This is a genomic window from Streptococcus oralis subsp. oralis (assembly GCF_002096435.1).
In the GTDB taxonomy this organism is placed as follows: Bacteria; Bacillota; Bacilli; order Lactobacillales; family Streptococcaceae; genus Streptococcus; species Streptococcus oralis_AA.
Window position 1 is genome coordinate 273280 of record NZ_NCUI01000025.1, and the last position, 24536, is coordinate 297815.

A 24536-nucleotide genomic window follows, 5' to 3' on the forward strand; every position below is an offset into this window, starting at 1 on the left:
AATATTCTCCAATGTCAATTCAGACTAAAATAGTTCTCTAGGAAACTTTTTTCTTGACATCTCTTCTGAAAGTGATAAAATAGTTCTCATGGAAACGTAATTAGTTCTCCAGAGAACTATATTTAATCGTGAGAAAGGAGCAATCATGGACAAGCCGATGTTGATGTTTAAACGTTTTGGATACCAGGCTCATCTGATGATACAGAAAGAAGCCAAGCGATGTGGCCTTGAATTTATGGGTGGACCGCAGGGGCAGGTTCTGCGTTTTTTAGATTGCCAAGAACAGTCTGAAAATCTGGTCTTAATTAAGGATATCGAGCAGGAACTCAATATTACTAAATCTGTTGCGAGTAATCTAGTCAAGCGCATGGTACAAAATGGTTTGGTTGAACTAGAGGCCAGCCCGAGTGATAAGCGGGCAAAGTTTGTTCGCTTGACGGATAAATCGCGTTCGCAGATGCAAGAAGTTAAGGCCTTTTTTGATCGGATCAATCAGAGTCTGCTAGAGGGTGTTTCAAAGTCAGACTTGGCAATCTTTGAAAAGGTCCTCTGTCAGTTGCAAGAAAATGTTGAGAAGATAGGAGGAGAGAATGAAGAAACTCGCTAAACGTATTACAGGAAAAGAGTGGGGGATGATTGTCCTTGCGATTCTTTTCACTTGTTTCTCGGTCTATCTAGAGTTAGAGGTGCCGACTTATATTTCGCAAATTACAGAATTACTGGGAACTTCTGGAACGCAGTTGGGTGAACTCTGGTCACCAGCTGCGAAGATGATTGGTTTGTCTTTATTGGCTTTCTTTTCATCTGTTATGGTGGGTTTCTTTGCTGCTCGTGTTGCAGCATCCTATACAACCCATCTACGTAGAGACGTATTTCATCGCGTTTTAGATTTTTCGCAGACAGAAATCAAGCGCTTTTCAATCCCAAGTCTTTTGACTCGGACGACCAATGATATTACCCAGGTACAGATGCTCTTTACCATGGGCTTGCAGGTGGTTACTCGTGGGCCAATTATGGCTATCTGGGCCATTGGAAAAATCCTTGGGAAATCGGAATACTGGCTCTGGGCGGTCGTTGTGGCTGTTATTGTGAATGTCTTGATGACCACCGTTCTTATGACTCTGGCCTTTCCAAAACAATCGGTCATCCAAAAATTGACAGATAAACTCAATAGTATCACTCGTGAAAGTTTGACTGGGATTCGAGTTGTTCGCGCATACAATGCCGAGGATTACCAAGATAAGAAATTTGAGGAAGCTAATACTGAAGTCACCCGTCTCAATCTCTTTGTCACCCGTTTGATGGCGATTATAAATCCTATTATGATGGCGATTTCGAGTGGCTTGAGTCTAGCTATCTACTGGATTGGAGCCTATATCATCAATGACGCAAATTTGACAGACCGTCTACCACTCTTTAGTGATATGGTGGTCTTCATGTCTTATGCCATGCAGGTCGTGATGGGCTTCCTTCTCATGGGAGCACTCTTCATCGTTCTTCCTCGTACCTTGGTTTCGGCAGGACGTATCAATCAAGTATTGGATTTGCATTCTTCTATTGAAAATCCTAGTCAAGCACAGACAGCGGACCCTTCAGTTCAAGGGCAAGTGGAATTTCGTGATGTGACTTTCCGCTACTCTAAAAACTCTGAAGCAGTCGTGGAACATGTCACTTTCAAAGCAGAAGCGGGTCAAACCGTGGCCTTCATCGGATCGACTGGATCAGGTAAGTCCACCCTAGTCAACCTCTTGCCACGTTTTTACGACGTTTCAGATGGAGAAATCCTAGTGGACGGAGTTAATGTGCAAGATTATGACTTGGAAGATTTGCGCAATAAGGTCGGCTATATTCCACAAAAAGCTGTGCTCTTCTCTGGAGATGTCAAGGGGAACTTAGACTTTGGTAAGAGCAAAGAAACTCCTCTAAGCGAAGCTGCTATGTGGCAAGCTCTAGAATTGGCCCAGTCTAAAACCTTTATCGAGGATAAGGAAGCAGGTCTTGCATCAGAAGTAGCCCAAGGCGGAACCAACTTCTCAGGAGGTCAAAGACAGCGTTTGGCCATTGCGCGCGCCTTGGCTCGTAAACCAGAGATTCTCATCTTTGATGACTCTTTCTCAGCCTTGGACTACAAGACAGATCGTGTCCTGCGCCAAGAGCTAGCTGAGAAAACAAAATCCATGACCAAACTTATCGTAGCGCAGCGGATTTCTACCATTATGGATGCTGACCTGATCTTAGTTTTGGATCAAGGAAAAGTCGTGGGGCAAGGCACCCACAAGGAACTTCTAGCTACCAACGAAGTCTACCAAGAAATTGCCTACTCACAACTATCGAAGGAGGAATTGGAACATGGAAAATAAGAAAATGTCTTTTTGGAAATATTATAAACCTTTTCTAGCAGGTCTCCAACTTCCCCTACTAGTAGCGATTGTAGCAGCTGTATGTTCAAGCATCATCACTGTTTATGGACCAACCAAGATTAAAGAAATTACCAACTTGATTTCAGATGGTTTGATGACGGGAATTGACCTAGAGGCTGTTTCAAGTATTGCTAGCTTTTTAGTGATTCTCTATGTGTTTGGAGCTATCCTTAATTATACACAGGCCTATATCTTTTCAACAAGTATCCAACATTTTTCAAAACGCTTGCGGACAGCAATCGCTGAAAAGATCAATCGTTTACCTCTTGCTTATTTTGATCGCCATTCTCAAGGGGACACTCTATCTCGTGTAACCAATGATGTGGATACGGCGGCGCAATCTCTCAACCAAAGTCTAGGGACAGTTCTTTCATCTGTTTTTCTACTAATTGCTGTCTTGGTGACCATGTTTGGGATGAACTGGATTTTGGCACTGGTAACCGTTGTATCAACCCTTGTTGGTTTTGCGGCAGTTTCCGTAATTATGGCCAAGTCACAGGGTTATTTTAAAGCCCAACAAAATAATCTAGCGGCCGTCAATGGTTACGTAGAAGAAATGTACTCTGGCCATAATGTAGTGACTAGCTACAACGCAGTAGATACTTCCAAAGCGAGATTTGCAGGTTTAAACCAAGACTTGCACGACAGTATCTGGAAATCTCAATTTATCTCAGGTATCATGATGCCAGCCATGATCTTTGTTGGGAACTTTAGTTATGTGTTGGTCATCATCGTTGGGGCCGCGCTGGCGTTAGAAGGACATATCACTATAGGGATCATTGTAGCCTTTATGGTCTATGTTCGGACCTTCTCCCAACCTCTGTCACAGATTGCTCAAGGGATTACAAACTTACAACAAGCGAGTGCAGCCATGGGACGTGTCTTTGAATTTCTAGGTGAAGCTGAGATGCAGGATGAATCCCATAAGGAAAGACAATTGACTGACATGAAAGGGGAAGTGGTCTTTGATCATGTGTCCTTTGGTTATACACCAGAGCGCACCATCATCCATGACTTTTCTGCAACAGCTCATGCAGGTCAAAAGGTCGCAATCGTTGGACCGACTGGAGCTGGTAAGACAACCATTGTCAATCTTTTGATGAAGTTCTATGAGATTGATAAGGGAAGTATCCGTATCGATGGTGTCGATACCAAGGATATGAAGCGCTCAGAAGTACACGATGCCTTTTCAATGGTCTTGCAAGATACTTGGCTCTTTGAAGGAACCATTCGAGATAATCTCATCTACAATCAAACAGGCATCAGCGATGAGCGGATGATGGAAGCCAGCAAGGCTGTGGGAATCCACCACTTTATCATGACTTTGCCAGACGGTTATGACACTATCTTGGACGATACAGTGACCTTGTCTGTCGGACAAAAACAACTCTTAACCATTGCTCGTGCTTTGCTGAAGGACGCACCGCTCTTGATTTTGGATGAAGCGACATCCTCAGTTGACACACGTACAGAGGAATTGATTCAGAAAGCCATGGACCGTTTGATGGAGGGTAGAACTTCCTTTGTCATCGCCCACCGCTTGTCAACTATCCGTAATGCAGATTTGATTCTTGTCATGAAAGATGGCAATATCATCGAACAAGGAAACCATGAGGAGCTGATGGCGCAAGGTGGCTTCTACGCTGACTTGTACAATAGTCAATTTACAGAAGACGAAGCAGAAGAATAAAACAAAAGAAGGCTTGACGGCCTTCTTTTTCTGGACTATACTAGAAGACAAACGTCTCACCTGTAGACAAAAACAAGGTAATGAATGAGAAATTTAATGAAAAATTATCAAGAATGGTATCGAAATATCAACTCTAGGCTCACCAGCCATCCCACCCTTCTATTTCTGTTACGCAGTTTTAATCGCTTGATGACAGTCGCCATGCCCTTGGTCTATCTGATTTTGCTAGTCACCACTTACCTGAAACTAGGACTGGGTCAGCAAGTTGAGGTTTATGTGCTTATTCCTGCATCAGGTTTTGTGATCTTGTCTCTTTTTCGTAAGAAAATCAATCACCCACGCCCCTACGAAACTTGGGATATCCGTCCCCTGCTTGAAAAGGATAGTTCGGGACAGTCTATGCCTAGTCGTCATGTCTTTTCGGCAACTATCATCTCCATGGCCTATTTCCATGCTTGGACTTTGATCGGAATGATCTTGCTTATTTGCTCAGGAGTCTTAGCCTTGGTCCGAGTATTAGGTGGTGTGCATTATCCAAAGGACGTCTTGGTTGGCTATGTCTGCGGTCTGTTGTGGGGGTTCCTTTTCTTCCTATTCTGACATGTAAGTTAGGCTGGTCCTACAACCACTTACTGCTTCATATTGACCACTTGCTTTTTTACCCTTGTATTCCTAACTTAGCTTTGATATAGTAGAGTCAGAAAGGAGATGTGATGAAGTTACGAATTGAGATTGACGACAATTTAGAGGAGACTGAAATTGTCATCAAGACACCCACTTTGACAGATGAAATTGCAGATTTGCAACGACTTTTGCAAGAGTCAAAGGCTCCGAGGTTGACTTTTTACAAGGGGACAGGTGAATATTATCTAGACCTGTCAGAAATTCTCTTCTTTGAAACAGAAGGGAGCAAGATTTACGCTCATACCCAGAAGGAAGCCTATGAGGTACGTCTCAAACTCTATGAGTTGGAGTCCATCTTACCTCGCTATTTTAGTCGAGTGTCCAAGTCAACGATCACAAACATCCGTCAGATATACTCGGTGGACAAGTCCTTTTCAGGAACGGGCACCATTTCCTTTTATCAGACGCACAAGGAGGTTCATGTCTCACGGCATTACCAATCCCTCCTAAAAGAAAATCTAAGAAACATGAGGTAAAAGACATGAAAAAGAAAGCATTTGGTATTGTTTTATTGATTTTAGCAGCCTGGATCTTGCTGCAAGGAAATTTTGGCATTCCTTCTTTGGATGGTAAGATATGGCCTTTGCTAGGAATTGTTTTTTTTGCTTATAAGTCCATTGAGTCCATCCTTAGACGCCATCTAACTTCGGCAGTTTTTACAGGTTTACTGGCGCTCATCATTGCAAATTACGCTTATGACTTGTTGCCAGTTACAAATCATTCTCTCATCTGGGCTAGCATCTTGGTAGTACTCGGTGTTGGTTATCTGACACATTCAAGTAAGTTCTGGCATGAAAAAAAATGGTGGTACAATGGAGAAAAAACAGTCATTACGGATAAGGAAGTCGTATTTGGAAGCGGTACTTTCTATAAGCAAGATCAAGATATTGTAGATGACCAAGTTGAAGTCGCTTTTGGAGATGCAAAAATCTACTATGATAACGCAGAGATGTTAGGTGATTTTGCTACTTTGAATATCGAAGTGGCTTTTGGTAATGCAACAGTCTATGTCCCACAACACTGGCGTGTAGATTTGAAAGTAGAAACCTCCTTTGGTGCAGCTAAGGCAGACGCTCCTGTAGCGCCAACAAACAAAACCTTGATTATCCGTGGAGAAGTAGCCTTTGGTAAACTTGGAGTTGTTTACGTTAAATAAAAAAAGTCTCCTAATTTCCTTGCCAAAATAGAGAAAGTGTGATAACATAGTACGGTATGTGGTGCTAGCACATCCGCTATATTAGATCTAATAGGAGGAAAACACAATGGCTAAAGTATGTTACTTTACAGGTCGTAAGACTGTATCAGGAAACAACCGTTCACACGCGATGAACCAAACAAAACGTGCCGTAAAACCAAACCTTCAAAAAGTTACTGTTCTTATCGATGGTAAACCTAAAAAAGTTTGGGCTTCAGCTCGTGCTTTGAAATCAGGTAAAGTTGAACGCGTTTAATAAAAATGAAAAGACCGCTTAGGTCTTTTTCTTTTGCTCTAGAGATAAAACCATTTGAAAAATAGAGTAAATATCCGCCGATACAGCATTCTGCTTTTACACTTGGGCTGAAATATGATAAAATAGAGTATCAACTAGTTGAGGTAAAAAAAATGACTGTAAAAATTAATACAAAAGATGGTCAAATCGAACTGACAGATGAAGTGATTGCAACCGTAGTAGGTGGTGCCGCAACTGAGATTTTTGGAGTGGTCGGTATGGCTAGTAAAAATGCCCTCAAAGACAATTTCCAAGCCCTCCTTGGTAAGGAAAATTATTCTAAGGGTGTTGTCGTGAAGGCAGCCGAAGATGGTAGCATCGCAGTTGATGTTTATACCGTGTTGAGCTACGGAATAAAGATAAGCGAAGTGTCAAAAAACATTCAAGAGCGTGTTCGTTTTAGTCTAGAAAATCAACTAGGAATTACTGCTCAGACTGTGAATGTCTACATTCAAAATATCAAAGTTGTAGGAGAATAATCGTGTCAAAAATTACTACCAGTTTATTCCAAGAGATGGTGCAGGCTGCATCAACTCGTTTGAATAAGCAAGCAGAATATGTCAATTCATTGAACGTCTTTCCAGTTCCAGATGGAGATACTGGGACAAACATGGGAATGACCATTGAAAATGGTGCGAAAGAAGTAGCAGACAAGCCTGCTTCTACAGTTGGAGAAGTAGCGAGCATTCTTGCTAAAGGTCTCTTGATGGGTGCGCGTGGGAACTCAGGGGTTATCACTTCTCAGCTCTTCCGTGGCTTCTCTCAGGCTATCAAGGAAAAAGATGAATTAACAGGTCAAGACTTGGCTCTTGCCTTCCAATCCGGTGTCGAAGTAGCTTATAAAGCGGTTATGAAACCAGTTGAAGGGACCATTTTGACTGTTTCTCGTGGAGCGGCTATTGGGGCTAAGAAAAAAGCCGAGGAGACAGATGATGCTGTTGAGGTCATGCGTGCAGCCTTGGAAGGTGCAAAAGCAGCTTTGGCTAAGACACCAGAAATGCTTCCAGTCCTTAAGGAAGTTGGTGTGGTAGACTCAGGTGGTCAAGGTTTGGTCTTCATCTACGAAGGATTCCTTTCAGCTCTTACTGGTGAATACAGTGCTTCTGAAGACTTTGTAGCGACTCCTGCTAACATGAGTGAAATGATCAATGCAGAGCACCATAAGTCTGTGGCTGGACATGTTGCAACTGAGGATATTACCTTTGGTTACTGTACAGAGATTATGGTAGCTCTCAAACAAGGTCCAACTTATTCTAAGGACTTTGACTACGATGAATTCCGTAACTACTTGAATGAACTCGGTGACTCGCTCCTTGTTGTCAATGATGATGAAATCGTCAAAGTTCACGTCCATACAGAAGATCCAGGTCTTGTCATGCAAGAAGGTCTCAAATATGGTAGCTTGATCAAAGTAAAAGTGGACAACATGCGTAATCAACACGAAGCGCAAGTTGAAAAAGAAGCAACTCAAGGCAACAAGCCTGTTGAAACAAAAGAGTATGCCCTTATCGCAGTAGTAGCTGGTCAAGGTTTAGCAGATATCTTCCGTGCCCAAGGTGTGGATTATGTCATCGAAGGTGGTCAGACAATGAACCCTTCAACAGAAGACTTTATCAAGGCTGTTGAACAGGTCAATGCTCGCAACATTATCTTCTTGCCAAACAACAAAAATATCTTTATGGCAGCTCAATCTGCGGCTGAAGTGCTTGAACAACCTGCTGTTGTGGTAGAAGCACGCACAATTCCTCAAGGGTTGACCAGTCTTCTTGCCTTTGATCCAAGCAAATCAATCGAAGAAAACAAAGAACGTATGACTGCAGCCCTTGGTGATGTTATCAGCGGTAGTGTAACAACAGCCGTTCGTGATACAACGATTGATGGCTTAGAGATTCATGAAAATGACAATCTTGGTATGGTCGATGGGAAAATCCTTGTGTCAAATCCTGACATGCACCAAACCTTGACAGAAACATTGAAACATATGTTGAACGAAGATAGTGAAATCGTGACTTTCTATGTCGGTGAAGACGGAAGCGAAGAACTTGCCAATGAAATTGCCCAAGAAATCGCAGAAGAATTTGAAGATGTTGAAGTAGAGATTCACCAAGGTCAACAACCTGTATATCCATATCTTTTCAGTGTGGAATAAAATTTAATAGATAAAAAAGAAAGTTGATTTTACAGCTTTCTTTTTTTATGACATTTGTCATATTTCCTAGTGACAGAAGCATCTAGCTCCGCTAACTTCAAAAGACTATAATTGAAGTATGAAATGGAGGAAGAAGAAATGAAAAATAAAATGATTGTCGCAGTGAGCTTAGTAGCAGCAGGAGTTATGACCTATCTCATGTTTTCAGGATTGGACGAGGGTTTCTATCATTTTCCTTGGGAGCTATTTGCTGGCTTTGGAATGATGTCTTGGCTTGTCAGAGAGGGTTTGAAATTAGTCAGAGATGTGAAAAAGGAGTTTGAGGAATGAAAAAAGCAATCATCTATTTCTTTATCGGCCTGTCACTCTTGGTATGGTTAGTGGAAATGTTTACTGGTTGGTTTGACCAAACCTTGTTTCGCCAATTCATTCGTGGTGCCTGGGGTTTTGGATTTATGATTTTCGTCGTTTTCCCTATGGGAATGAAGTGGTTGAAAGGAGAATCTCATGACTGTGATTAAAGTTGAGAAATTAAGTAAGAAGATAAAAGACAAGGAGATCTTGCGGAACATCTCCTTTGAAATCAACGATGGTGAATGTGTCGCCTTGATCGGGCCTAACGGAGCAGGAAAAACAACCTTGATTGATTGTCTCTTGGGCGACAAGTTCATGAGCTCAGGTCAGGTCGCCATTCAAGGATTTGCGCCAACAGATCCTCGATTAAAGCAGTTTATTTCTGTCTTGCCTCAAGAAAATACGGTGGTTCAAGACTTGAAAGTGAAAGAACTCTTATCCTTCTTTCAATCAATCTATCCAAACAGTCTTTCAGACAAAGAAATTGATGACTTGCTAAGATTCTCAGACAAGCAGAAAAATCAGTTAGCGGGCAAGCTGTCTGGTGGGCAAAAACGTTTGTTCTCTTTTGTGTTGTCTTTAATAGGTCGTCCAAAAATTCTATTTTTAGATGAGCCGACTGCTGCAATGGATACCTCTACACGTCAGCATTTTTGGGAAATTGTCAATCAGTTAAAGCAAAATGGTGTCACCATTGTCTATTCTTCTCACTATATCGAAGAGGTAGAGCATACGGCTGACCGCATTTTGGTCCTTCACAAGGGTGAATTGATTCGCGATACGACGCCTTATGCTATGCGTGGTGAAGAACAAGAAAAACACTTTACGGTACCACTAACTTATCAGGAAGTTATCAGCACTTTGGACCAGATTCAAGAGCTTGAAATCAAGCAAAATGCTCTTTCCTTCACAACCAAAGAAGCCAGCCAGGTATGGAAAGTCTTGCAAGAACAGGGCTGCATGATCGAAGAAATTGAAGTTCGCAATCGAACTCTCTTAGACAGTATCTTCGAAACGACTCAAGACTAAAGGAGATTGACGATGAAAAATATGACAAGTCTCATGAAAGTGGAAATCATTCTGATGAAACGGCAAGCAGTCTACTACTTGCTATCCATCGGACTTCCAAGTGTGTTTTACCTTATCTTTTCTGGTATGATGTTAGGGTCAGATATTCCAGAAATTGCTCTTCAAGCCTATCTTTTTGCCATGACGCTCTTTAGTATCATGTCAAGTGCTTTTTTCAGTATCCCAAGCACACTCGAGTCTGATAAGACGAACAACTGGCAAAAATTGATTCAACATTCTCCTGTTTCTATGGTAGAATATTATGTATCAAAACTGTTCAGCACTCTGCTAACTTTCTTGTTATCAATTATAGTTGTCTTTTCAGTAGGTCATTTTGTCCGCGGGGTTACTCTACCTTGGATTGACTGGTTGGTGATTGGAGTTATGTTGCTGGTCGGAAGCGTGGTCTTTATCAGCATGGGGGTCTTGGTGAGCTTGCTTCCTAGTGCTCAATTGATGACGGTTATTGGAAATATTGCCTATATTGCTTTGGCTGTCCTAGGTGGACTCTGGTTCCCTTTGAGTTCCTTCCCAGAATGGCTCCAATCCATTGGAAAACTGACCCCAACCTATCAACTGATGCAGGTTGTCTCTACTTATTTGGAGCACCACGAATTTAATATTCTTGCTGCCTTGGTTGTACTAGGTTATACAGTTTTCTTTGGTGTACTGGTAATCCAGCTGAAAAAACGGATTGAGGTAAAATAAATCTATGTTGGAAAAATTTAAAAACATTCATTATATGTTTCATATTTCAATTGTGTTTATCATCTTTCCTATAGCGGGTGTTATCGTTGGAGATTACCCGCTTTTAACCTTGCTATGGACCCTACTATTTGTACTTGCCTTCTATTCGGTTTTAGCCAGTCAGAGTCGCACTGTGCTGTGGATGGCTTGGTGGATCATGCTTGCCTACATTTTTTATACATCGGTTTGGCTGAGTTCGGGTTTCACCTGGTTTATCTTCTATTTATCCAATCTCCTTATTTATGAGCTGGATGAGATTTCTTTTCACTCTTGGCGTTTTGTCAGTTTTGTTGTCTTGCAACCGTTCATTCTGACCGGAATCTATATGGTCAATCATGTTAGTCCCTGGGACCTCCTCTTTTTCTTGGTGACCTTTGTCTTTTCCGATGCACTGACCTTTGGTCTTTATCGAATTCGAGTGTCGGAGGAAATAAAAGAAGAAAAGATGAAACAAAATGCTAAGCTTAATCTTTTCTTGGCTGAAAATGAACGCAATCGTATCGGTCAGGATCTCCATGATAGTCTAGGTCATACCTTTGCTATGTTGAGTGTGAAGACGGACCTTGCCCTCCAACTTCTTCAGATGCAGGCTTATCCACAGGTGGAAAAGGAATTAAGAGAAATACAGCAAATTAGCAAAGAATCAATGCGTGAAGTTCGAACCATTGTGGAAAATCTTAAGTCTAGAACTCTGACATCAGAACTAGAGACTGTGAAAAAGATGTTAGAAATTGCTGGAATTGAGGTGGAAATAGCTAATCAACTAGATACAGCTAGCTTAACTCAAGAATTGGAGTCAACAGCTTCCATGATTTTGCTTGAGTTAGTGACCAATATCATCAAACACGCCAAAGCGTCTAAAGCCTACTTAAAATTAGAACGGACAGAGAAAGAACTCATTTTAACAGTCAGAGATGATGGCTGTGGCTTTGCTTCTCTAAAAGGGGATGAACTCCATACCATTCGAGACCGTGTCCTTCCTTTTTCAGGAGAAGTAAAGGTGATCAGTCAGAAACATCCGACTGAAGTGCAGGTTCGGCTACCTTATAAGGAGAGAAACTAAGATGAAATTACTTGTTGCAGAAGATCAAAGTATGTTGCGAGATGCTATGTGCCAGTTGCTTACCTTTCAACCAGATGTAGATTCTGTCCTACAAGCCAAGGATGGCCAAGAAGCAATCCAACTTTTAGAAAAAGAGTCTGTCGATATCGCCATTCTTGACGTAGAAATGCCTGTTAAGACAGGCCTCGAAGTCTTGGAGTGGATACGAGCAGAAAAGCTAGAAACAAAGGTGGTTGTGGTGACGACCTTCAAACGCCCTGGCTATTTTGAACGTGCGGTCAAGGCTGGAGTGGATGCTTATGTCTTAAAAGAAAGAAGCATTGCAGACCTCATGCAAACCTTGCACACTGTTCTCGAAGGACGCAAGGAATATTCGCCTGAATTGATGGAAGTGATGATGGCGCACCCCAATCCGTTAACAGAGCAAGAAATCGCTGTTTTAAAGGGAATCGCTCAGGGCTTGTCTAATCAAGAAATCGCAGATCAGCTTTATCTATCAAATGGAACCGTCCGAAACTATGTCACTAATATTCTTTCGAAACTAGATGCTAGTAATCGGACGGAGGCAGCCAACATCGCAAAAGAATCTGGTTGGCTTTGATAACAACTCAAATGATTGCTAAATTGAAGGAAATCCATACTAGAATGTAGGAGGCAAAATTGCCTCCTTTTTTTGTTTAGAAAAGCAGTGAAAGCCAGTGTCAAAGAGTTAAAAGATCAGAATAAAAATGAAAAAATATCTTGACAATGAAGGAAAAATTGTGTTATAATAATAGACGGTACTTTTTACTTTTGGTCTCTCAAAAGTGTACAGGGACGTGCTGACAAATGTTGCAAAAGTACACACAGATGGTAGCTGTCACCAAGTGTATCATCACCAAAAATAAAAAAACACAGGAGAATGTAGATGCCTACAATTAACCAATTGGTTCGCAAACCGCGTAAATCAAAAGTAGAAAAATCTAAATCACCAGCTTTGAACGTTGGTTACAACAGTCATAAAAAAGTTCAAACAAACGTTTCTTCACCACAAAAACGTGGTGTTGCAACTCGTGTTGGAACAATGACACCTAAAAAACCTAACTCTGCCCTTCGTAAATTTGCTCGTGTACGTTTGAGCAACCTTATCGAAGTTACTGCCTACATCCCAGGTATCGGACACAACTTGCAAGAGCACAGCGTGGTGCTTCTTCGTGGTGGACGTGTAAAAGACCTTCCAGGGGTACGTTACCATATCGTCCGTGGTGCACTTGATACTGCAGGTGTTAACGATCGTAAACAAGGCCGTTCTAAATACGGTACGAAACGTCCAAAAGCATAAGGAAAGGGGATAAAGAGAAATGAGTCGTAAAAATAGAGCTCCAAAACGTGATGTATTGCCAGATCCGCTTTACAATTCACAACTAGTTACTCGTCTTATCAACCGCGTTATGCTTGACGGTAAACGTGGTACAGCTGCTTCAATCGTTTACGGTGCTTTTGAGCAAATCAAAGAAGCTACTGGTAACGATGCACTTGAAGTATTTGAAACAGCTATGGAAAACATCATGCCTGTACTTGAAGTACGTGCACGTCGTGTTGGTGGATCTAACTACCAAGTCCCAGTTGAAGTTCGTCCAGAACGTCGTACAACACTTGGACTTCGTTGGTTGGTAACCATCGCTCGCCTTCGTGGTGAACACACAATGCAAGACCGTCTTGCAAAAGAAATCTTGGATGCTGCTAACAACACTGGTGCAGCTGTTAAGAAACGTGAAGACACTCACCGTATGGCTGAAGCTAACCGTGCCTTCGCACACTTCCGTTGGTAATATAGGATGCGAAAGCGTTAAGAAAGTTCCAGAGAAAATAGGGAATCAAAGCAGGTTGCGATTGCAACCAATGAGATTCATCTTTTTCTCCAGACTTTTAGCTTGAGCTCAACTCAGCTAACTTGAGCTTTTAGTCCGGGTTCAATTGAGCTCGGTCCGCTCTTAGGTTCAACTCAACTTCCCATATCACAAGTTGAAACCAACAAAAACAAGATAAACATTGAGAACGGGTAGGTCCTGCCTATCCGTTTTTATTAAAATCGTGTTATAATAGAATAGAAATTAAAATAAATAGGAGAAACAAACCTCATGGCACGCGAATTTTCACTTGAAAAAACTCGTAATATCGGTATCATGGCTCATGTCGATGCCGGTAAAACAACAACTACTGAGCGTATTCTTTACTACACTGGTAAAATCCACAAAATCGGTGAAACTCACGAAGGTGCGTCACAAATGGACTGGATGGAGCAAGAGCAAGAACGTGGTATCACTATCACATCTGCTGCGACAACGGCTCAATGGAACAACCACCGCGTAAACATCATCGACACACCAGGACACGTGGACTTCACTATCGAAGTACAACGTTCTCTTCGTGTATTGGACGGTGCGGTTACTGTTCTTGACTCACAATCAGGTGTTGAGCCTCAAACTGAAACAGTTTGGCGTCAAGCAACTGAGTACGGAGTTCCACGTATCGTATTTGCTAACAAAATGGACAAAATCGGTGCTGACTTCCTTTACTCTGTAAGCACACTTCACGACCGTCTTCAAGCAAACGCACACCCAATCCAATTGCCAATCGGTGCTGAAGATGACTTCCGTGGTATCATCGACTTGATCAAGATGAAAGCTGAAATCTATACTAACGACCTTGGTACAGATATCCTTGAAGAAGATATTCCAGCTGAATACCTTGACCAAGCTCAAGAATACCGAGAAAAATTGGTTGAAGCAGTCGCTGAAACTGATGAAGACTTGATGATGAAATACCTTGAAGGTGAAGAAATCACTAACGAAGAATTGAAAGTTGCTATCCGTAAAGCAACTATCAACGTTGAATTCTTCCCAGTATTGTGTGGTTCTGCCTTCAAGAACAAGGGTGTTCAATTGATGCTTGATGCGGTTATCGACTACCTTCCAAGCCCACTTGATATCCCAGCGATCAAAGGTATCAACCCAGATACAGACGAAGAAGAAACTCGTCCAGCATCTGACGAAGAGCCATTCGCAGCTCTTGCCTTCAAGATTGCAACAGACCCATTTGTAGGTCGTTTGACATTCTTCCGTGTATACTCAGGTGTTCTTCAATCAGGTTCTTACGTAATGAACACTTCTAAAGGCAAACGTGAACGTATCGGACGTCTTGTGCAATTGCATGCCAATAGTCGTCAAGAAATCGAAACCGTTTATGCTGGTGATATTGCAGCTGCTATTGGTTTGAAGGATACAACTACTGGTGATTCATTGACAGATGAAAAAGCTAAAATCATCCTTGAGTCAATCCACGTTCCAGAACCAGTTATCCAGTTGATGGTTGAGCCAAAATCTAAAGCTGACCAAGACAAGATGGGTATCGCCCTTCAAAAATTGGCTGAAGAAGATCCAACATTCCGCGTTGAAACAAACGTTGAAACTGGTGAAACAGTTATCTCTGGTATGGGTGAACTTCACCTTGACGTCCTTGTTGACCGTATGCGTCGTGAGTTCAAAGTTGAAGCGAACGTAGGTGCTCCTCAAGTATCTTACCGTGAAACATTCCGCGCTTCTACTCAAGCACGCGGATTCTTCAAACGTCAGTCTGGTGGTAAAGGTCAATTCGGTGATGTATGGATTGAGTTTAGTCCAAACGAAGAAGGTAAAGGATTTGAATTCGAAAACGCAATCGTCGGTGGTGTGGTTCCTCGTGAATTTATCCCAGCGGTTGAAAAAGGTTTGGTAGAATCTATGGCTAACGGAGTTCTTGCAGGTTACCCAATGGTTGACGTTAAAGCTAAACTTTACGATGGTTCATACCACGATGTCGACTCATCTGAAACTGCCTTCAAGATCGCGGCTTCACTTGCCCTTAAAGAAGCTGCTAAATCAGCACAACCAGCTATCCTTGAGCCAATGATGCTTGTAACCATCACTGTTCCAGAAGAAAACCTTGGTGATGTTATGGGTCACGTAACTGCTCGTCGTGGACGTGTAGATGGTATGGAGGCACACGGTAACAGCCAAATCGTTCGTGCTTACGTTCCACTTGCTGAAATGTTCGGTTACGCAACGGTTCTTCGTTCTGCATCTCAAGGACGTGGTACCTTCATGATGGTATTTGACCACTACGAAGATGTACCTAAGTCAGTACAAGAAGAAATCATTAAGAAAAACAAAGGTGAAGACTAATCAGTCCTCACTCTAGAAGGAAGTCACTTAGTGGCTTCCTTTTTTTGTCTTTAACTATTCATTTTTGCTGAATATAGTATACAAATTTGGTCGCTAAGTGAGAAAAATACTAATTCTATCCAGAAAGAAAATATTCTAATTTGATAAATTAAAGTAAATAAAGCTTCCGAATTCCGTAGAAAAGTTAATAAAAATGAGGGAAAGATTCATAAATACACTTTTAGATAGAAAATTCAGAAAATTGACTCTTTTGCCTTGAAAATTTTTGAAAAAATGGTATGATAGTAACAAGCTATTTTTTTAAGAGAAGAGAAAGGGGAACAATGGAGAAAATCAGTTTAGAATCTCCTAAGACGGGGTCGGACCTAGTTTTGGAAACACTTCGGGACTTAGGGATTGATACCATTTTTGGTTATCCTGGTGGTGCGGTCTTACCTTTGTATGATGCGATATACAATTTTAAAGGTATTCGTCACATCTTAGGACGCCATGAGCAAGGTTGTTTGCACGAAGCTGAAGGATATGCCAAATCAACTGGAAAGTTGGGCGTTGCCGTCGTCACGAGTGGACCGGGAGCAACAAATGCCATTACAGGGATTGCAGATGCCATGAGCGATAGCGTTCCCCTTTTGGTCTTTACGGGTCAGGTGGCTCGAGCAGGTATTGGGAAGGATGCCTTTCAGGAGGCGGATATTGTCGGCATTACCATGCCCATTACCAAGTACAATTACCAAGTCCGTGAGACAGCTGATATTCCTCGTATCATTACGGAAGCTGTTCATATCGCAACGACAGGTCGTCCAGGTCCTGTTGTGATTGACTTGCCAAAGGATGTATCAGCCCTAGAGACAGATTTCATCTATTCACCAGAAGTTGATTTACCAAGTTACCAACCGACACTTGATCCAAATGACATGCAAATCAAGAAAATCTTGAAACAATTGTCTAAGGCTAAGAAACCTGTTTTGTTGGCAGGTGGTGGTATCAGCTATGCAGAAGCTTCTAAAGAACTGAATGAATTTGCTGAACGCTATCAAATTCCAGTCGTGACCAGTCTTTTGGGGCAAGGTACAATTGCAACAAGCCATCCACTCTTCCTCGGAATGGGAGGCATGCATGGTTCTTTCGCAGCTAATATTGCCATGACCGAGGCAGACTTTATGATTAGTATTGGTTGCCGTTTCGATGACCGTCTGACCGGAAATCCTAAGACCTTCGCGAAGAATGCTAAGGTTGCCCATATCGATGTTGACCCAGCTGAGATTGGTAAGATTATCAGTGCAGATATTCCAGTGGTTGGGGATGCTAAGAAAGCCTTGCAGATGCTACTGGCAGAACCAACTGTTCATAACAATACTGAAAAGTGGATTGACAAAGTCACTAAGGACAAGAACCGCGTTCGTTCCTATGATAAGAAAGAACGTGTGGTTCAACCGCAGGCAGTCATTGAACGAATCGGTGAGTTGACGAATGGGGATGCTATTGTCGTTACTGACGTTGGCCAACACCAAATGTGGACAGCCCAGTATTACCCATATCAAAATGAACGTCAATTGGTCACTTCAGGTGGCTTGGGTACCATGGGATTTGGTGTTCCTGCAGCTATTGGAGCTAAGATTGCCAATCCAGAAAAAGAAGTAGTTCTTTTTGTCGGTGATGGTGGTTTCCAAATGACCAACCAAGAACTAGCTATCCTAAACATCTACAAGGTGCCGATTAAGGTTGTCATGCTGAATAACCACTCACTAGGAATGGTTCGTCAGTGGCAGGAATCCTTCTATGAGGGTCGGACTTCAGAGTCAGTCTTTGACACTCTTCCTGACTTCCAGCTAATGGCACAGGCTTACGGAATCAAAAACTACAAGTTTGATAATCCAGAGACGATAGAGAAGGATCTAGAAGTCATTCTGGAGGATGTGCCCATGTTTATCGAGGTGGATATTTCTCGTAAGGAACAGGTCTTACCGATGGTACCAGCTGGTAAGAGCAATCATGAGATGTTGGGGGTGAAGTTCCATGCGTAGAATGTTAACAGCTAGATTGCAAAACCGTTCAGGAGTTTTGAATCGTTTTACAGGTGTCCTTTCTCGTCGTCAAGTCAATATTGAGAGTATCTCGGTTGGTGCGACAGAGAACCCCAATGTATCTCGTATCACCATCATTATTGATGTAGCATCTCATGATGAAGTAGAGCAAATCATTAAACAGCTCAATCGTCAGATTGATGTGATTCGCATCCGAGATATCACAGATAAACCGCACTTGGAAAGAGAAGTTATCTTGGTAAAAGTATCTGCTCCTGCTGAGAAGCGTGCAGAAATCTTGGCCATTATCCAACCTTTCCGTGCAACGGTAGTAGATGTGGCTCCAAGCTCAATCACCATCCAGATGACGGGAAATGCTGAGAAGAGTGAAGCTTTATTACGAGTGATTCGACCATATGGTATTAAAAATATCGCTCGTACGGGTGCAACTGGATTTACCCGCGACTAATACTCTTTGATTTTCAATGAGTATAAAATCCAGCATAAATTTGTTTAACCAGCCTATAAGGCAATAAAAATAGAAAAGAGAGAAAAACTATGGCAGTTCAAATGGAATACGAAAAAGATGTTAAAGTAGCAGCGCTTGACGGTAAAAAAATCGCCGTAATCGGTTATGGTTCACAAGGACATGCGCATGCGCAAAACTTGCGTGATTCAGGTCGTGATGTCATCATCGGTGTGCGTCCAGGTAAATCTTTTGACAAAGCAAAAGAAGACGGATTTGACACTTACACAGTAGCAGAAGCTACTAAATTGGCTGACGTTATCATGATTTTGGCACCAGACGAAATCCAACAAGAATTGTACGAAGCAGAAATCGCTCCAAACTTGGAAGCTGGAAATGCAGTTGGATTCGCTCATGGTTTCAATATCCACTTTGAATTTATCAAAGTTCCTGCAGATGTAGATGTCTTCATGTGTGCTCCTAAAGGACCAGGACACTTGGTACGTCGTACTTACGAAGAAGGATTTGGTGTGCCAGCTCTTTACGCAGTTTACCAAGATGCTACAGGAAATGCTAAAAACATTGCTATGGACTGGTGTAAAGGTGTTGGGGCAGCTCGTGTTGGTTTGCTTGAAACAACTTACAAAGAAGAAACTGAAGAAGATTTGTTTGGTGAACAAGCCGTACTTTGCGGTGGTTTGACTGCTCTTATCGAAGCAGGTTTTGAAGTCTTGACAGAAGCAGGCTATGCCCCAGAATTGGCTTACTTTGAAGTTCTTCATGAAATGAAATTGATCGTTGACTTGATCTATGAAGGTGGATTCAAGAAAATGCGTCAATCTATTTCAAACACTGCTGAATACGGTGACTATGTATCAGGTCCACGTGTGATTACTGAGCAAGTGAAAGAAAACATGAAAGTTGTTTTGGCAGATATCCAAAATGGAAAATTTGCAAATGACTTTGTAAATGACTACAAGGCTGGTCGTCCAAAATTAACTGCTTACCGTGAACAAGCAGCTAACCTTGAAATTGAAAAAGTTGGTGCAGAATTGCGTAAAGCAATGCCTTTCGTTGGTAAAAACGACGACGACGCATTCAAAATCTACAATTAATTCTTGTAAAGAGAGACAGAAGGCGAGTTGGGGGGACCTAACTCGTTTTTTATCTTGAAAAGTATATGAGGAGGAGACAATGCTAAGTGCAAAAGATGTGGTGAAAGCCCACAAAGTTTTGAGTGGTGTAGTAGTTGATACACCACTAGAATATGATCATTATTTATCAGAAAAATACCAAGCAAAGATTTATCTCAAAAAGGAGAATGCGCAACGAGTTCGCTCTTTTAAAATTCGTGGAGCCTATTATGCCATTTCTCAACTATCAAAAGAAGAACGCGAGCGTGGTGTAGTCTGTGCCTCTGCGGGAAATCATGCCCAAGGTGTCGCCTATACTTGTAATGAGATGAAGATTCCTGCAACGATCTTTATGCCCATCACCACACCGCAACAAAAGATTGGGCAGGTTCGCTTTTTCGGTGGAGAGTTCGTGACAATCAAGTTGGTTGGGGATACATTTGATGCTTCTGCTAAGGCAGCACAAGAATTTACATTGACAGAAAACCGCACCTTCATCGATCCTTTTGATGATGCGCATGTTCAGGCTGGTCAAGGGACTGTAGCCTATGAAATTCTTGAAGAAGCCCGTAAAGAGTCTATTGATTTTGATACAGTACTTGTACCAGTAGGTGGTGGCGGATTGATTGCCGGTGTTTCAACTTACATCAAGGAAACCAACCCGACCATTGAAGTGATCGGAGTAGAAGCTAATGGTGCTCGCTCTATGAAAGCTGCCTTTGAAGCTGGGGGACCAGTTAAGCTCAAAGAAATTGATAAGTTTGCTGATGGGATAGCCGTACAGAAGGTTGGACAATTAACCTATGAAGCGACTCGTAAGAATGTTGAAACGCTGATTGGGGTGGACGAGGGATTGATTTCCGAAACCTTGATTGATCTTTATTCCAAACAAGGTATTGTAGCAGAACCAGCCGGAGCTGCCAGTGTTGCAGCCTTGGAAGTTTTATCAGACTATATCAAAGGCAAGACGATTTGTTGTATCATTTCTGGAGGGAATAACGATATCAACCGTATGCCAGAGATGGAAGAACGTGCCTTGATTTACGATGGAATCAAGCATTACTTTGTAGTGAATTTCCCACAACGTCCAGGAGCTCTCCGAGAGTTTGTAAATGATATCTTGGGACCGCATGATGATATTACTCGTTTTGAGTATATCAAACGGGCCAGCAAGGGGACAGGGCCAGTCTTGATTGGAATTGCTCTTGCGGATAAGAATGATTATAATGGCTTGATTCTTCGGATGGAAAAGTTTGACCCATCTTATATTAATTTGAATGGGAATGAAACATTGTATAATATGCTAGTTTAATTTCCTATAAAATTTTTCTCATATTATTTGCCTAACCTATTTTTGAGTGCTATAATGAAGGTGATGAAAGGGGGAGATTCCCATGGTTTTACAAATTTTACTTGTTTTATTGTTTTTAGTGGTGATTGCATCAGTGATTATGGTTAGTTCTGTGTATGTGGTTCGACAACAATCTGTCGCTATCATAGAACGCTTTGGTAAATACCAAAAGTTGAGCAATAGTGGTATTCATTTACGAGCTCCTTTTGGAATTGATAGGATTGCGGCAAGAGTTCAACTACGCTTGTTGCAAAGTGAGATTGTTGTAGAGACAAAGACGCAAGATAATGTATTTGTAACGATGAATGTGGCAACTCAGTATCGAGTGAATGAAAATAATGTCACAGATGCTTATTATAAATTGATGCGTCCAGAAGCCCAAATTAAATCCTATATTGAAGATGCTTTGCGTTCATCTGTACCAAAGCTAACACTAGATGAGTTGTTTGAGAAGAAGGATGAAATCGCCTTAGAAGTTCAAAAACAAGTGGCTGAAGAAATGTCTACGTATGGGTATATCATTGTCAAAACGCTGATTACTAAGGTTGAACCTGATGCTGAAGTAAAACAATCAATGAATGAAATTAACGCGGCTCAACGTAAGAGAGTTGCGGCGCAAGAGCTTGCTGAAGCAGATAAGATTAAAATCGTGACCGCAGCAGAAGCAGAAGCAGAAAAAGATCGCCTACATGGTGTAGGGATTGCAGAGCAGCGTAAAGCAATTGTTGACGGACTAGCTGATTCTATCCAAGAGTTAAAGGGAGCCAATGTTGAGCTAACTGAAGAACAAATCATGTCTATCCTATTAACGAACCAGTATTTAGATACGTTGAATAATTTTGCAGATAAAGAGGGTAATAATACAATCTTCCTACCAGCGAATCCTAATGGAGTTGAGGACATAAGAACTCATATATTATCGGCTTTAAAAGCCAAATAAAAATATGCAGAATAATATAGTTACGACGAATATATGTTTTTTTATTGACAAACGAAATAAAAACGTATACAATTAAGTATTGTAAAGAATAATTTAGGAGAAGAACATGGCTAAGTCGAACTTTGAAAAAGTAGAAGCAGTTGTTGGCTGGGTTCGTGATAAGAAAATCACAGGCTACCGTATCTCTAAAGAAACGAATGCGCGTGAAATGTCTATCATTGCTCTAGCACAAGGACGCGCAAAAGTTAAAAATATTTCATTTGAAACAGCTCTTGGTTTAATCGATTTCTATGAAAAAAATCATGAAAAATTTGAAGATTAAACTGTGGTCACAGGCAGATTCCTGAGTCGAGTCTGCCTTTTCTTTACAATTACAAATTAAAAAGACTGCATAAAGAATGCAGTCTTTGTTTATTAGCTGAGATAACGTTGAAGAAATTCTTTTGTCCGTTCTTCTTTAGGGTTCGTGAAGAGGTCTTCTGGTTTGCCTTCTTCAGCAATGACGCCCTTATCCATAAAGATGACACGGTGAGAGACATCGCGGGCAAACTCCATTTCGTGGGTTACGACGATCATGGTCAAGCCCTCTTGAGCCAAATCCTGCATAATTTTGAGGACTTCTCCGACCATTTCTGGGTCAAGAGCAGATGTTGGTTCGTCAAAGAGAATAGCGTCAGGATTCATGGAGAGTGCGCGGGCGATAGCTACGCGTTGTTTTTGGCCCCCGGAGAGTTGCTTCGGCTTGGCTTGCCAGTAACGTTCTCCCATGCCGACTTTTTCGAGATTCTCTTTGGCAATTTTTTCAGCTTCAGAGTGGTCGCGTTTGAGTACAGTCGTTTGGGCAACGATAGTATTTTCAAGGACATTCAGATTTTCAAAGAGATTGAAAGATTGGAAAACCATACCGAGTTTTTCACGATAATGGGTGAGGTTATAGCCTTTTTCTAAGACATTTTCTCCTCGATAGAGAATCTCTCCCTCTGTAGGTGTTTCGAGTAAATTAATCGAACGAAGGAAGGTTGATTTTCCACTTCCTGAGCTCCCGATGATGGAAATAACCTCTCCTTTATGGACGGTGAGAGAAATGTCTTTTAGCACTTCGTTTTGCCCATAGGATTTTTTGAGGTGTTTGATTTCAAGGATTGGTTGTGTCATTTTTTCAAATCCTCCGTTTGCATTTGGTTAGCACCTGTAGTGTAAGTATCCATGTCCATACGACGTTCTATGAAGCGTAGGATACGGGTCACAGTAAAGGTGAGGACAAAGTAAATCACGGCGATGATGGTAAAGGTCTGGAAGTATTGATAGGTTTGTGTTGCTACAGTATTTCCTGAGAAATAAAGCTCAACAACTGAAATAACGTTCAATACAGAGGTATCTTTGATATTGATGACAAACTCATTACCAGTAGCAGGTAGAATATTACGGACAACCTGAGGTAGGACAATCTTACGCATGGTTTGGTTATGGGTCATACCAAGAGCGGTTGCGGCTTCAAACTGTCCTTTGTCAACTGCTAGAATACCACCACGAACGATCTCTGTCATGTAGGCACCCGTATTGATTGAGACGATGAAGATAGCAGCTAGTGTGCGGTCAAGGTTGATACCGAAAGCTTGGGCGGTTCCATAGTAGATAACCATGGATTGAACAATCATCGGTGTACCACGGAAGATTTCAATATAGACATTGAGAATCCAACCGACTAGTTTCTGTAGGGCGTACATTGCCTTGTTCTCAGATAGTGGAGCGGTACGGAAGACCCCAATCGCAAGTCCGATAAGGAGACCTGTGATGGTTCCGATAATGGATATTAAGAGTGTGATACCAGCACCACGCAAGAGTTGTTGCCAGTTTTCAGAAAGGATCTTAGCGACTTGGCTAAAGAAACTACTTTCTTCCTCTGTTGTTGTAGACTCCACAGGTTGCTCTTTAATCATACGATCCATGAGGGCTACTTGCTCATCCTTTGAGATGGTTTCGATGCTCGCATTGATTTGGCTGATGCGGCTGTCATCTTTACGAAGTCCAATGGCAATAGCTGTATCTTCTTCGCCAGTTTTGAAACCTGGTTGAGGTTGGATCATTTTGAACTTAGCGTTAGCAGACTCAGCGGTCATTGCTTCAGGTCGTTCAGAAACATAGGCATCAATAACACCAGCCTCTAGAGCTTGACGCATTTGGGCGAAGTCACCCATAGCTGTTTCTTTTTTGGCACCTGGAATTTGGGAAATCAGGTCATAAAGATAAACACCTTGTTGAGACGTGATTTTTGCCCCACTAAAGTCCTCTAAAGATTTGGCATTTGCATAGGCAGAGTCCTTTTTTACCAATAGAACCGGTTCGCTAGTATAGTAACTGCTTGAAAAAGCAATTTCTTGTTTGCGTTCAGCGGTTGGGCTCATACCGGCAATGATCATATCGATTTTGCCAGAAGTAAGGGCTGGAACAAGTCCTTCCCATTTGGTTTTCACAACCAAAGGTTCCTTGCCTAAGTCTTTGGCAATCTTTTTTGCGATTTGAACATCGTAGCCGTTGGCATATTGGTTGGTACCGTCGATTTTGACGGCGCCGTTACTATCGTCGTCTTGAGTCCAGTTGAAGGGAGCGTAAGCAGCCTCCATCCCGATGCGTAAATATTCGTCGGCTTGGACTTGGCTAACTAGTCCTAAGGTAAGGGCTAGGCTAGCAAGGATAGATAAGCATAATTTTTTCATGTTTTCTCCTATTTCTAGTCTAAAAATGACTCTCTCTA

Annotated in this window: 26 protein-coding genes; 24 read left to right on the top strand and 2 right to left on the bottom strand. The window is 41.8% G+C overall.

All coding sequences use genetic code 11. From position 1 onward, the window contains the following. Positions 1-145 precede the first annotated feature (145 nt). The 24 genes from B7723_RS07640 to B7723_RS07760 all read left to right on the top strand — a co-directional run bounded on the left by B7723_RS07640 (position 146) and on the right by B7723_RS07760 (position 22103). The gene (locus B7723_RS07640) at positions 146-607 is read left to right on the top strand and encodes a MarR family winged helix-turn-helix transcriptional regulator (protein WP_033585770.1); all 462 of its coding nucleotides are present in this window, start codon (positions 146-148) and stop codon (positions 605-607) included. Further along, the gene (locus B7723_RS07645) at positions 591-2360 is read left to right on the top strand and encodes an ABC transporter ATP-binding protein (protein ID WP_084849960.1); all 1770 of its coding nucleotides are present in this window, start codon (positions 591-593) and stop codon (positions 2358-2360) included. Before B7723_RS07640 ends, B7723_RS07645 begins: the two co-directional genes overlap by 17 nt. Beyond that, positions 2350-4110, top strand: coding sequence for an ABC transporter ATP-binding protein (locus B7723_RS07650; protein WP_084849959.1), 1761 nt, complete (start codon positions 2350-2352; stop codon positions 4108-4110). Before B7723_RS07645 ends, B7723_RS07650 begins: the two co-directional genes overlap by 11 nt. Positions 4111-4206: 96 nt before the next feature. Beyond that, positions 4207-4710: a phosphatase PAP2 family protein gene (locus B7723_RS07655; protein WP_084849958.1), complete on the top strand. Its 504-nt coding sequence runs from the start codon at positions 4207-4209 to the stop codon at positions 4708-4710. A gap of 113 nt (positions 4711-4823) precedes the next feature. Continuing rightward, a complete protein-coding gene (locus tag B7723_RS07660) occupies positions 4824-5270 on the top strand; it encodes a LytTR family DNA-binding domain-containing protein (RefSeq protein WP_000776578.1) in 447 nt (148 codons plus the stop codon). A gap of 5 nt (positions 5271-5275) precedes the next feature. Continuing rightward, complete coding sequence (locus B7723_RS07665; RefSeq protein WP_084849957.1) at positions 5276-5950, top strand: LiaF transmembrane domain-containing protein; 675 nt, start codon at positions 5276-5278, stop codon at positions 5948-5950. A 106-nt stretch (positions 5951-6056) separates the two neighbouring features. Beyond that, positions 6057-6245 (top strand): 50S ribosomal protein L28, encoded by a 189-nt coding sequence (gene rpmB / locus B7723_RS07670; protein ID WP_001140948.1) that lies wholly within the window; start codon positions 6057-6059, stop codon positions 6243-6245. Between the two features lie 152 nt (positions 6246-6397). Then, the gene (locus B7723_RS07675; protein ID WP_000216435.1) at positions 6398-6763 is read left to right on the top strand and encodes an Asp23/Gls24 family envelope stress response protein; all 366 of its coding nucleotides are present in this window, start codon (positions 6398-6400) and stop codon (positions 6761-6763) included. 2 nt (positions 6764-6765) lie between these two features. Next, the gene (locus tag B7723_RS07680; protein WP_084849956.1) at positions 6766-8433 is read left to right on the top strand and encodes a DAK2 domain-containing protein; all 1668 of its coding nucleotides are present in this window, start codon (positions 6766-6768) and stop codon (positions 8431-8433) included. A gap of 123 nt (positions 8434-8556) precedes the next feature. Then, on the top strand, positions 8557-8763 hold the full coding sequence (locus B7723_RS07685; protein WP_000390701.1) for a hypothetical protein: 207 nt from the start codon (positions 8557-8559) through the stop codon (positions 8761-8763). Next, positions 8760-8954 (top strand): hypothetical protein, encoded by a 195-nt coding sequence (locus B7723_RS07690; protein WP_007520695.1) that lies wholly within the window; start codon positions 8760-8762, stop codon positions 8952-8954. Before B7723_RS07685 ends, B7723_RS07690 begins: the two co-directional genes overlap by 4 nt. After that, positions 8941-9816: an ABC transporter ATP-binding protein gene (locus B7723_RS07695; protein ID WP_084849955.1), complete on the top strand. Its 876-nt coding sequence runs from the start codon at positions 8941-8943 to the stop codon at positions 9814-9816. Before B7723_RS07690 ends, B7723_RS07695 begins: the two co-directional genes overlap by 14 nt. Positions 9817-9828: 12 nt before the next feature. Then, the gene (locus B7723_RS07700) at positions 9829-10563 is read left to right on the top strand and encodes an ABC transporter permease (RefSeq protein WP_084849954.1); all 735 of its coding nucleotides are present in this window, start codon (positions 9829-9831) and stop codon (positions 10561-10563) included. A gap of 4 nt (positions 10564-10567) precedes the next feature. Beyond that, positions 10568-11665 (top strand): sensor histidine kinase, encoded by a 1098-nt coding sequence (locus tag B7723_RS07705; protein ID WP_084849953.1) that lies wholly within the window; start codon positions 10568-10570, stop codon positions 11663-11665. Position 11666: 1 nt separating this feature from the next. After that, on the top strand, positions 11667-12266 hold the full coding sequence (locus tag B7723_RS07710; protein WP_084849952.1) for a response regulator transcription factor: 600 nt from the start codon (positions 11667-11669) through the stop codon (positions 12264-12266). Between the two features lie 306 nt (positions 12267-12572). Further along, entirely contained in the window at positions 12573-12986 is a 414-nt protein-coding gene (rpsL, locus tag B7723_RS07720) for a 30S ribosomal protein S12 (RefSeq protein WP_001142332.1), read from the top strand. Positions 12987-13005: 19 nt separating this feature from the next. Then, complete coding sequence (rpsG, locus tag B7723_RS07725; RefSeq protein WP_000087873.1) at positions 13006-13476, top strand: 30S ribosomal protein S7; 471 nt, start codon at positions 13006-13008, stop codon at positions 13474-13476. Between the two features lie 309 nt (positions 13477-13785). Continuing rightward, positions 13786-15867 (top strand): elongation factor G, encoded by a 2082-nt coding sequence (gene fusA / locus B7723_RS07730; RefSeq protein ID WP_000090340.1) that lies wholly within the window; start codon positions 13786-13788, stop codon positions 15865-15867. Positions 15868-16190: 323 nt separating this feature from the next. Further along, a complete protein-coding gene (locus tag B7723_RS07735; RefSeq protein ID WP_084849951.1) occupies positions 16191-17891 on the top strand; it encodes an acetolactate synthase large subunit in 1701 nt (566 codons plus the stop codon). Then, positions 17884-18360: an acetolactate synthase small subunit gene (gene ilvN, locus B7723_RS07740; protein WP_001253813.1), complete on the top strand. Its 477-nt coding sequence runs from the start codon at positions 17884-17886 to the stop codon at positions 18358-18360. Before B7723_RS07735 ends, ilvN begins: the two co-directional genes overlap by 8 nt. 89 nt (positions 18361-18449) lie before the next feature. Beyond that, positions 18450-19472 carry a ketol-acid reductoisomerase gene (ilvC, locus tag B7723_RS07745; RefSeq protein ID WP_084849950.1) on the top strand — a complete coding sequence of 341 codons (1023 nt, stop codon included), beginning with the start codon at positions 18450-18452 and terminating at the stop codon, positions 19470-19472. 79 nt (positions 19473-19551) lie between these two features. After that, positions 19552-20802, top strand: a complete 1251-nt coding sequence (gene ilvA, locus B7723_RS07750; protein WP_084849949.1) for a threonine ammonia-lyase IlvA — start codon at positions 19552-19554, stop codon at positions 20800-20802. Between the two features lie 82 nt (positions 20803-20884). After that, complete coding sequence (locus tag B7723_RS07755; protein WP_000244062.1) at positions 20885-21781, top strand: SPFH domain-containing protein; 897 nt, start codon at positions 20885-20887, stop codon at positions 21779-21781. Between the two features lie 106 nt (positions 21782-21887). Then, positions 21888-22103, top strand: a complete 216-nt coding sequence (locus B7723_RS07760) for a capsule biosynthesis transcriptional regulator (protein ID WP_001130031.1) — start codon at positions 21888-21890, stop codon at positions 22101-22103. A 92-nt stretch (positions 22104-22195) separates the two neighbouring features. Here B7723_RS07760 and B7723_RS07765 read toward each other — a convergent pair whose 3' ends face one another. Together B7723_RS07765 and B7723_RS07770 are read right to left on the bottom strand one after the other, a co-directional pair. Beyond that, entirely contained in the window at positions 22196-22936 is a 741-nt protein-coding gene (locus B7723_RS07765) for an amino acid ABC transporter ATP-binding protein (RefSeq protein WP_000193351.1), read from the bottom strand. Continuing rightward, the gene (locus tag B7723_RS07770) at positions 22933-24498 is read right to left on the bottom strand and encodes an ABC transporter substrate-binding protein/permease (protein WP_000732044.1); all 1566 of its coding nucleotides are present in this window, start codon (positions 24496-24498) and stop codon (positions 22933-22935) included. The genes B7723_RS07765 and B7723_RS07770 overlap by 4 nt, the downstream gene beginning before the upstream one ends. Positions 24499-24536: the final 38 nt, after the last annotated feature.

Bases quoted from the DNA above. Each gene is read 5' to 3' on its own strand.
- B7723_RS07640 (WP_033585770.1), top strand. From the start codon at position 146: ATGGACAAGCCGATGTTGATGTTTAAACGTTTTGGATACCAGGCTCAT.
- B7723_RS07645 (WP_084849960.1), top strand. From the start codon at position 591: ATGAAGAAACTCGCTAAACGTATTACAGGAAAAGAGTGGGGGATGATT.
- B7723_RS07650 (WP_084849959.1), top strand. From the start codon at position 2,350: ATGGAAAATAAGAAAATGTCTTTTTGGAAATATTATAAACCTTTTCTA.
- B7723_RS07655 (WP_084849958.1), top strand. From the start codon at position 4,207: ATGAAAAATTATCAAGAATGGTATCGAAATATCAACTCTAGGCTCACC.
- B7723_RS07660 (WP_000776578.1), top strand. From the start codon at position 4,824: ATGAAGTTACGAATTGAGATTGACGACAATTTAGAGGAGACTGAAATT.
- B7723_RS07665 (WP_084849957.1), top strand. From the start codon at position 5,276: ATGAAAAAGAAAGCATTTGGTATTGTTTTATTGATTTTAGCAGCCTGG.
- rpmB (WP_001140948.1), top strand. From the start codon at position 6,057: ATGGCTAAAGTATGTTACTTTACAGGTCGTAAGACTGTATCAGGAAAC.
- B7723_RS07675 (WP_000216435.1), top strand. From the start codon at position 6,398: ATGACTGTAAAAATTAATACAAAAGATGGTCAAATCGAACTGACAGAT.
- B7723_RS07685 (WP_000390701.1), top strand. From the start codon at position 8,557: ATGGAGGAAGAAGAAATGAAAAATAAAATGATTGTCGCAGTGAGCTTA.
- B7723_RS07690 (WP_007520695.1), top strand. From the start codon at position 8,760: ATGAAAAAAGCAATCATCTATTTCTTTATCGGCCTGTCACTCTTGGTA.
- B7723_RS07695 (WP_084849955.1), top strand. From the start codon at position 8,941: ATGACTGTGATTAAAGTTGAGAAATTAAGTAAGAAGATAAAAGACAAG.
- B7723_RS07700 (WP_084849954.1), top strand. From the start codon at position 9,829: ATGAAAAATATGACAAGTCTCATGAAAGTGGAAATCATTCTGATGAAA.
- B7723_RS07705 (WP_084849953.1), top strand. From the start codon at position 10,568: ATGTTGGAAAAATTTAAAAACATTCATTATATGTTTCATATTTCAATT.
- B7723_RS07710 (WP_084849952.1), top strand. From the start codon at position 11,667: ATGAAATTACTTGTTGCAGAAGATCAAAGTATGTTGCGAGATGCTATG.
- rpsL (WP_001142332.1), top strand. From the start codon at position 12,573: ATGCCTACAATTAACCAATTGGTTCGCAAACCGCGTAAATCAAAAGTA.
- rpsG (WP_000087873.1), top strand. From the start codon at position 13,006: ATGAGTCGTAAAAATAGAGCTCCAAAACGTGATGTATTGCCAGATCCG.
- fusA (WP_000090340.1), top strand. From the start codon at position 13,786: ATGGCACGCGAATTTTCACTTGAAAAAACTCGTAATATCGGTATCATG.
- B7723_RS07735 (WP_084849951.1), top strand. From the start codon at position 16,191: ATGGAGAAAATCAGTTTAGAATCTCCTAAGACGGGGTCGGACCTAGTT.
- ilvN (WP_001253813.1), top strand. From the start codon at position 17,884: ATGCGTAGAATGTTAACAGCTAGATTGCAAAACCGTTCAGGAGTTTTG.
- ilvC (WP_084849950.1), top strand. From the start codon at position 18,450: ATGGCAGTTCAAATGGAATACGAAAAAGATGTTAAAGTAGCAGCGCTT.
- ilvA (WP_084849949.1), top strand. From the start codon at position 19,552: ATGCTAAGTGCAAAAGATGTGGTGAAAGCCCACAAAGTTTTGAGTGGT.
- B7723_RS07755 (WP_000244062.1), top strand. From the start codon at position 20,885: ATGGTTTTACAAATTTTACTTGTTTTATTGTTTTTAGTGGTGATTGCA.
- B7723_RS07760 (WP_001130031.1), top strand. From the start codon at position 21,888: ATGGCTAAGTCGAACTTTGAAAAAGTAGAAGCAGTTGTTGGCTGGGTT.
- B7723_RS07765 (WP_000193351.1), bottom strand. From the start codon at position 22,936: ATGACACAACCAATCCTTGAAATCAAACACCTCAAAAAATCCTATGGG.
- B7723_RS07770 (WP_000732044.1), bottom strand. From the start codon at position 24,498: ATGAAAAAATTATGCTTATCTATCCTTGCTAGCCTAGCCCTTACCTTA.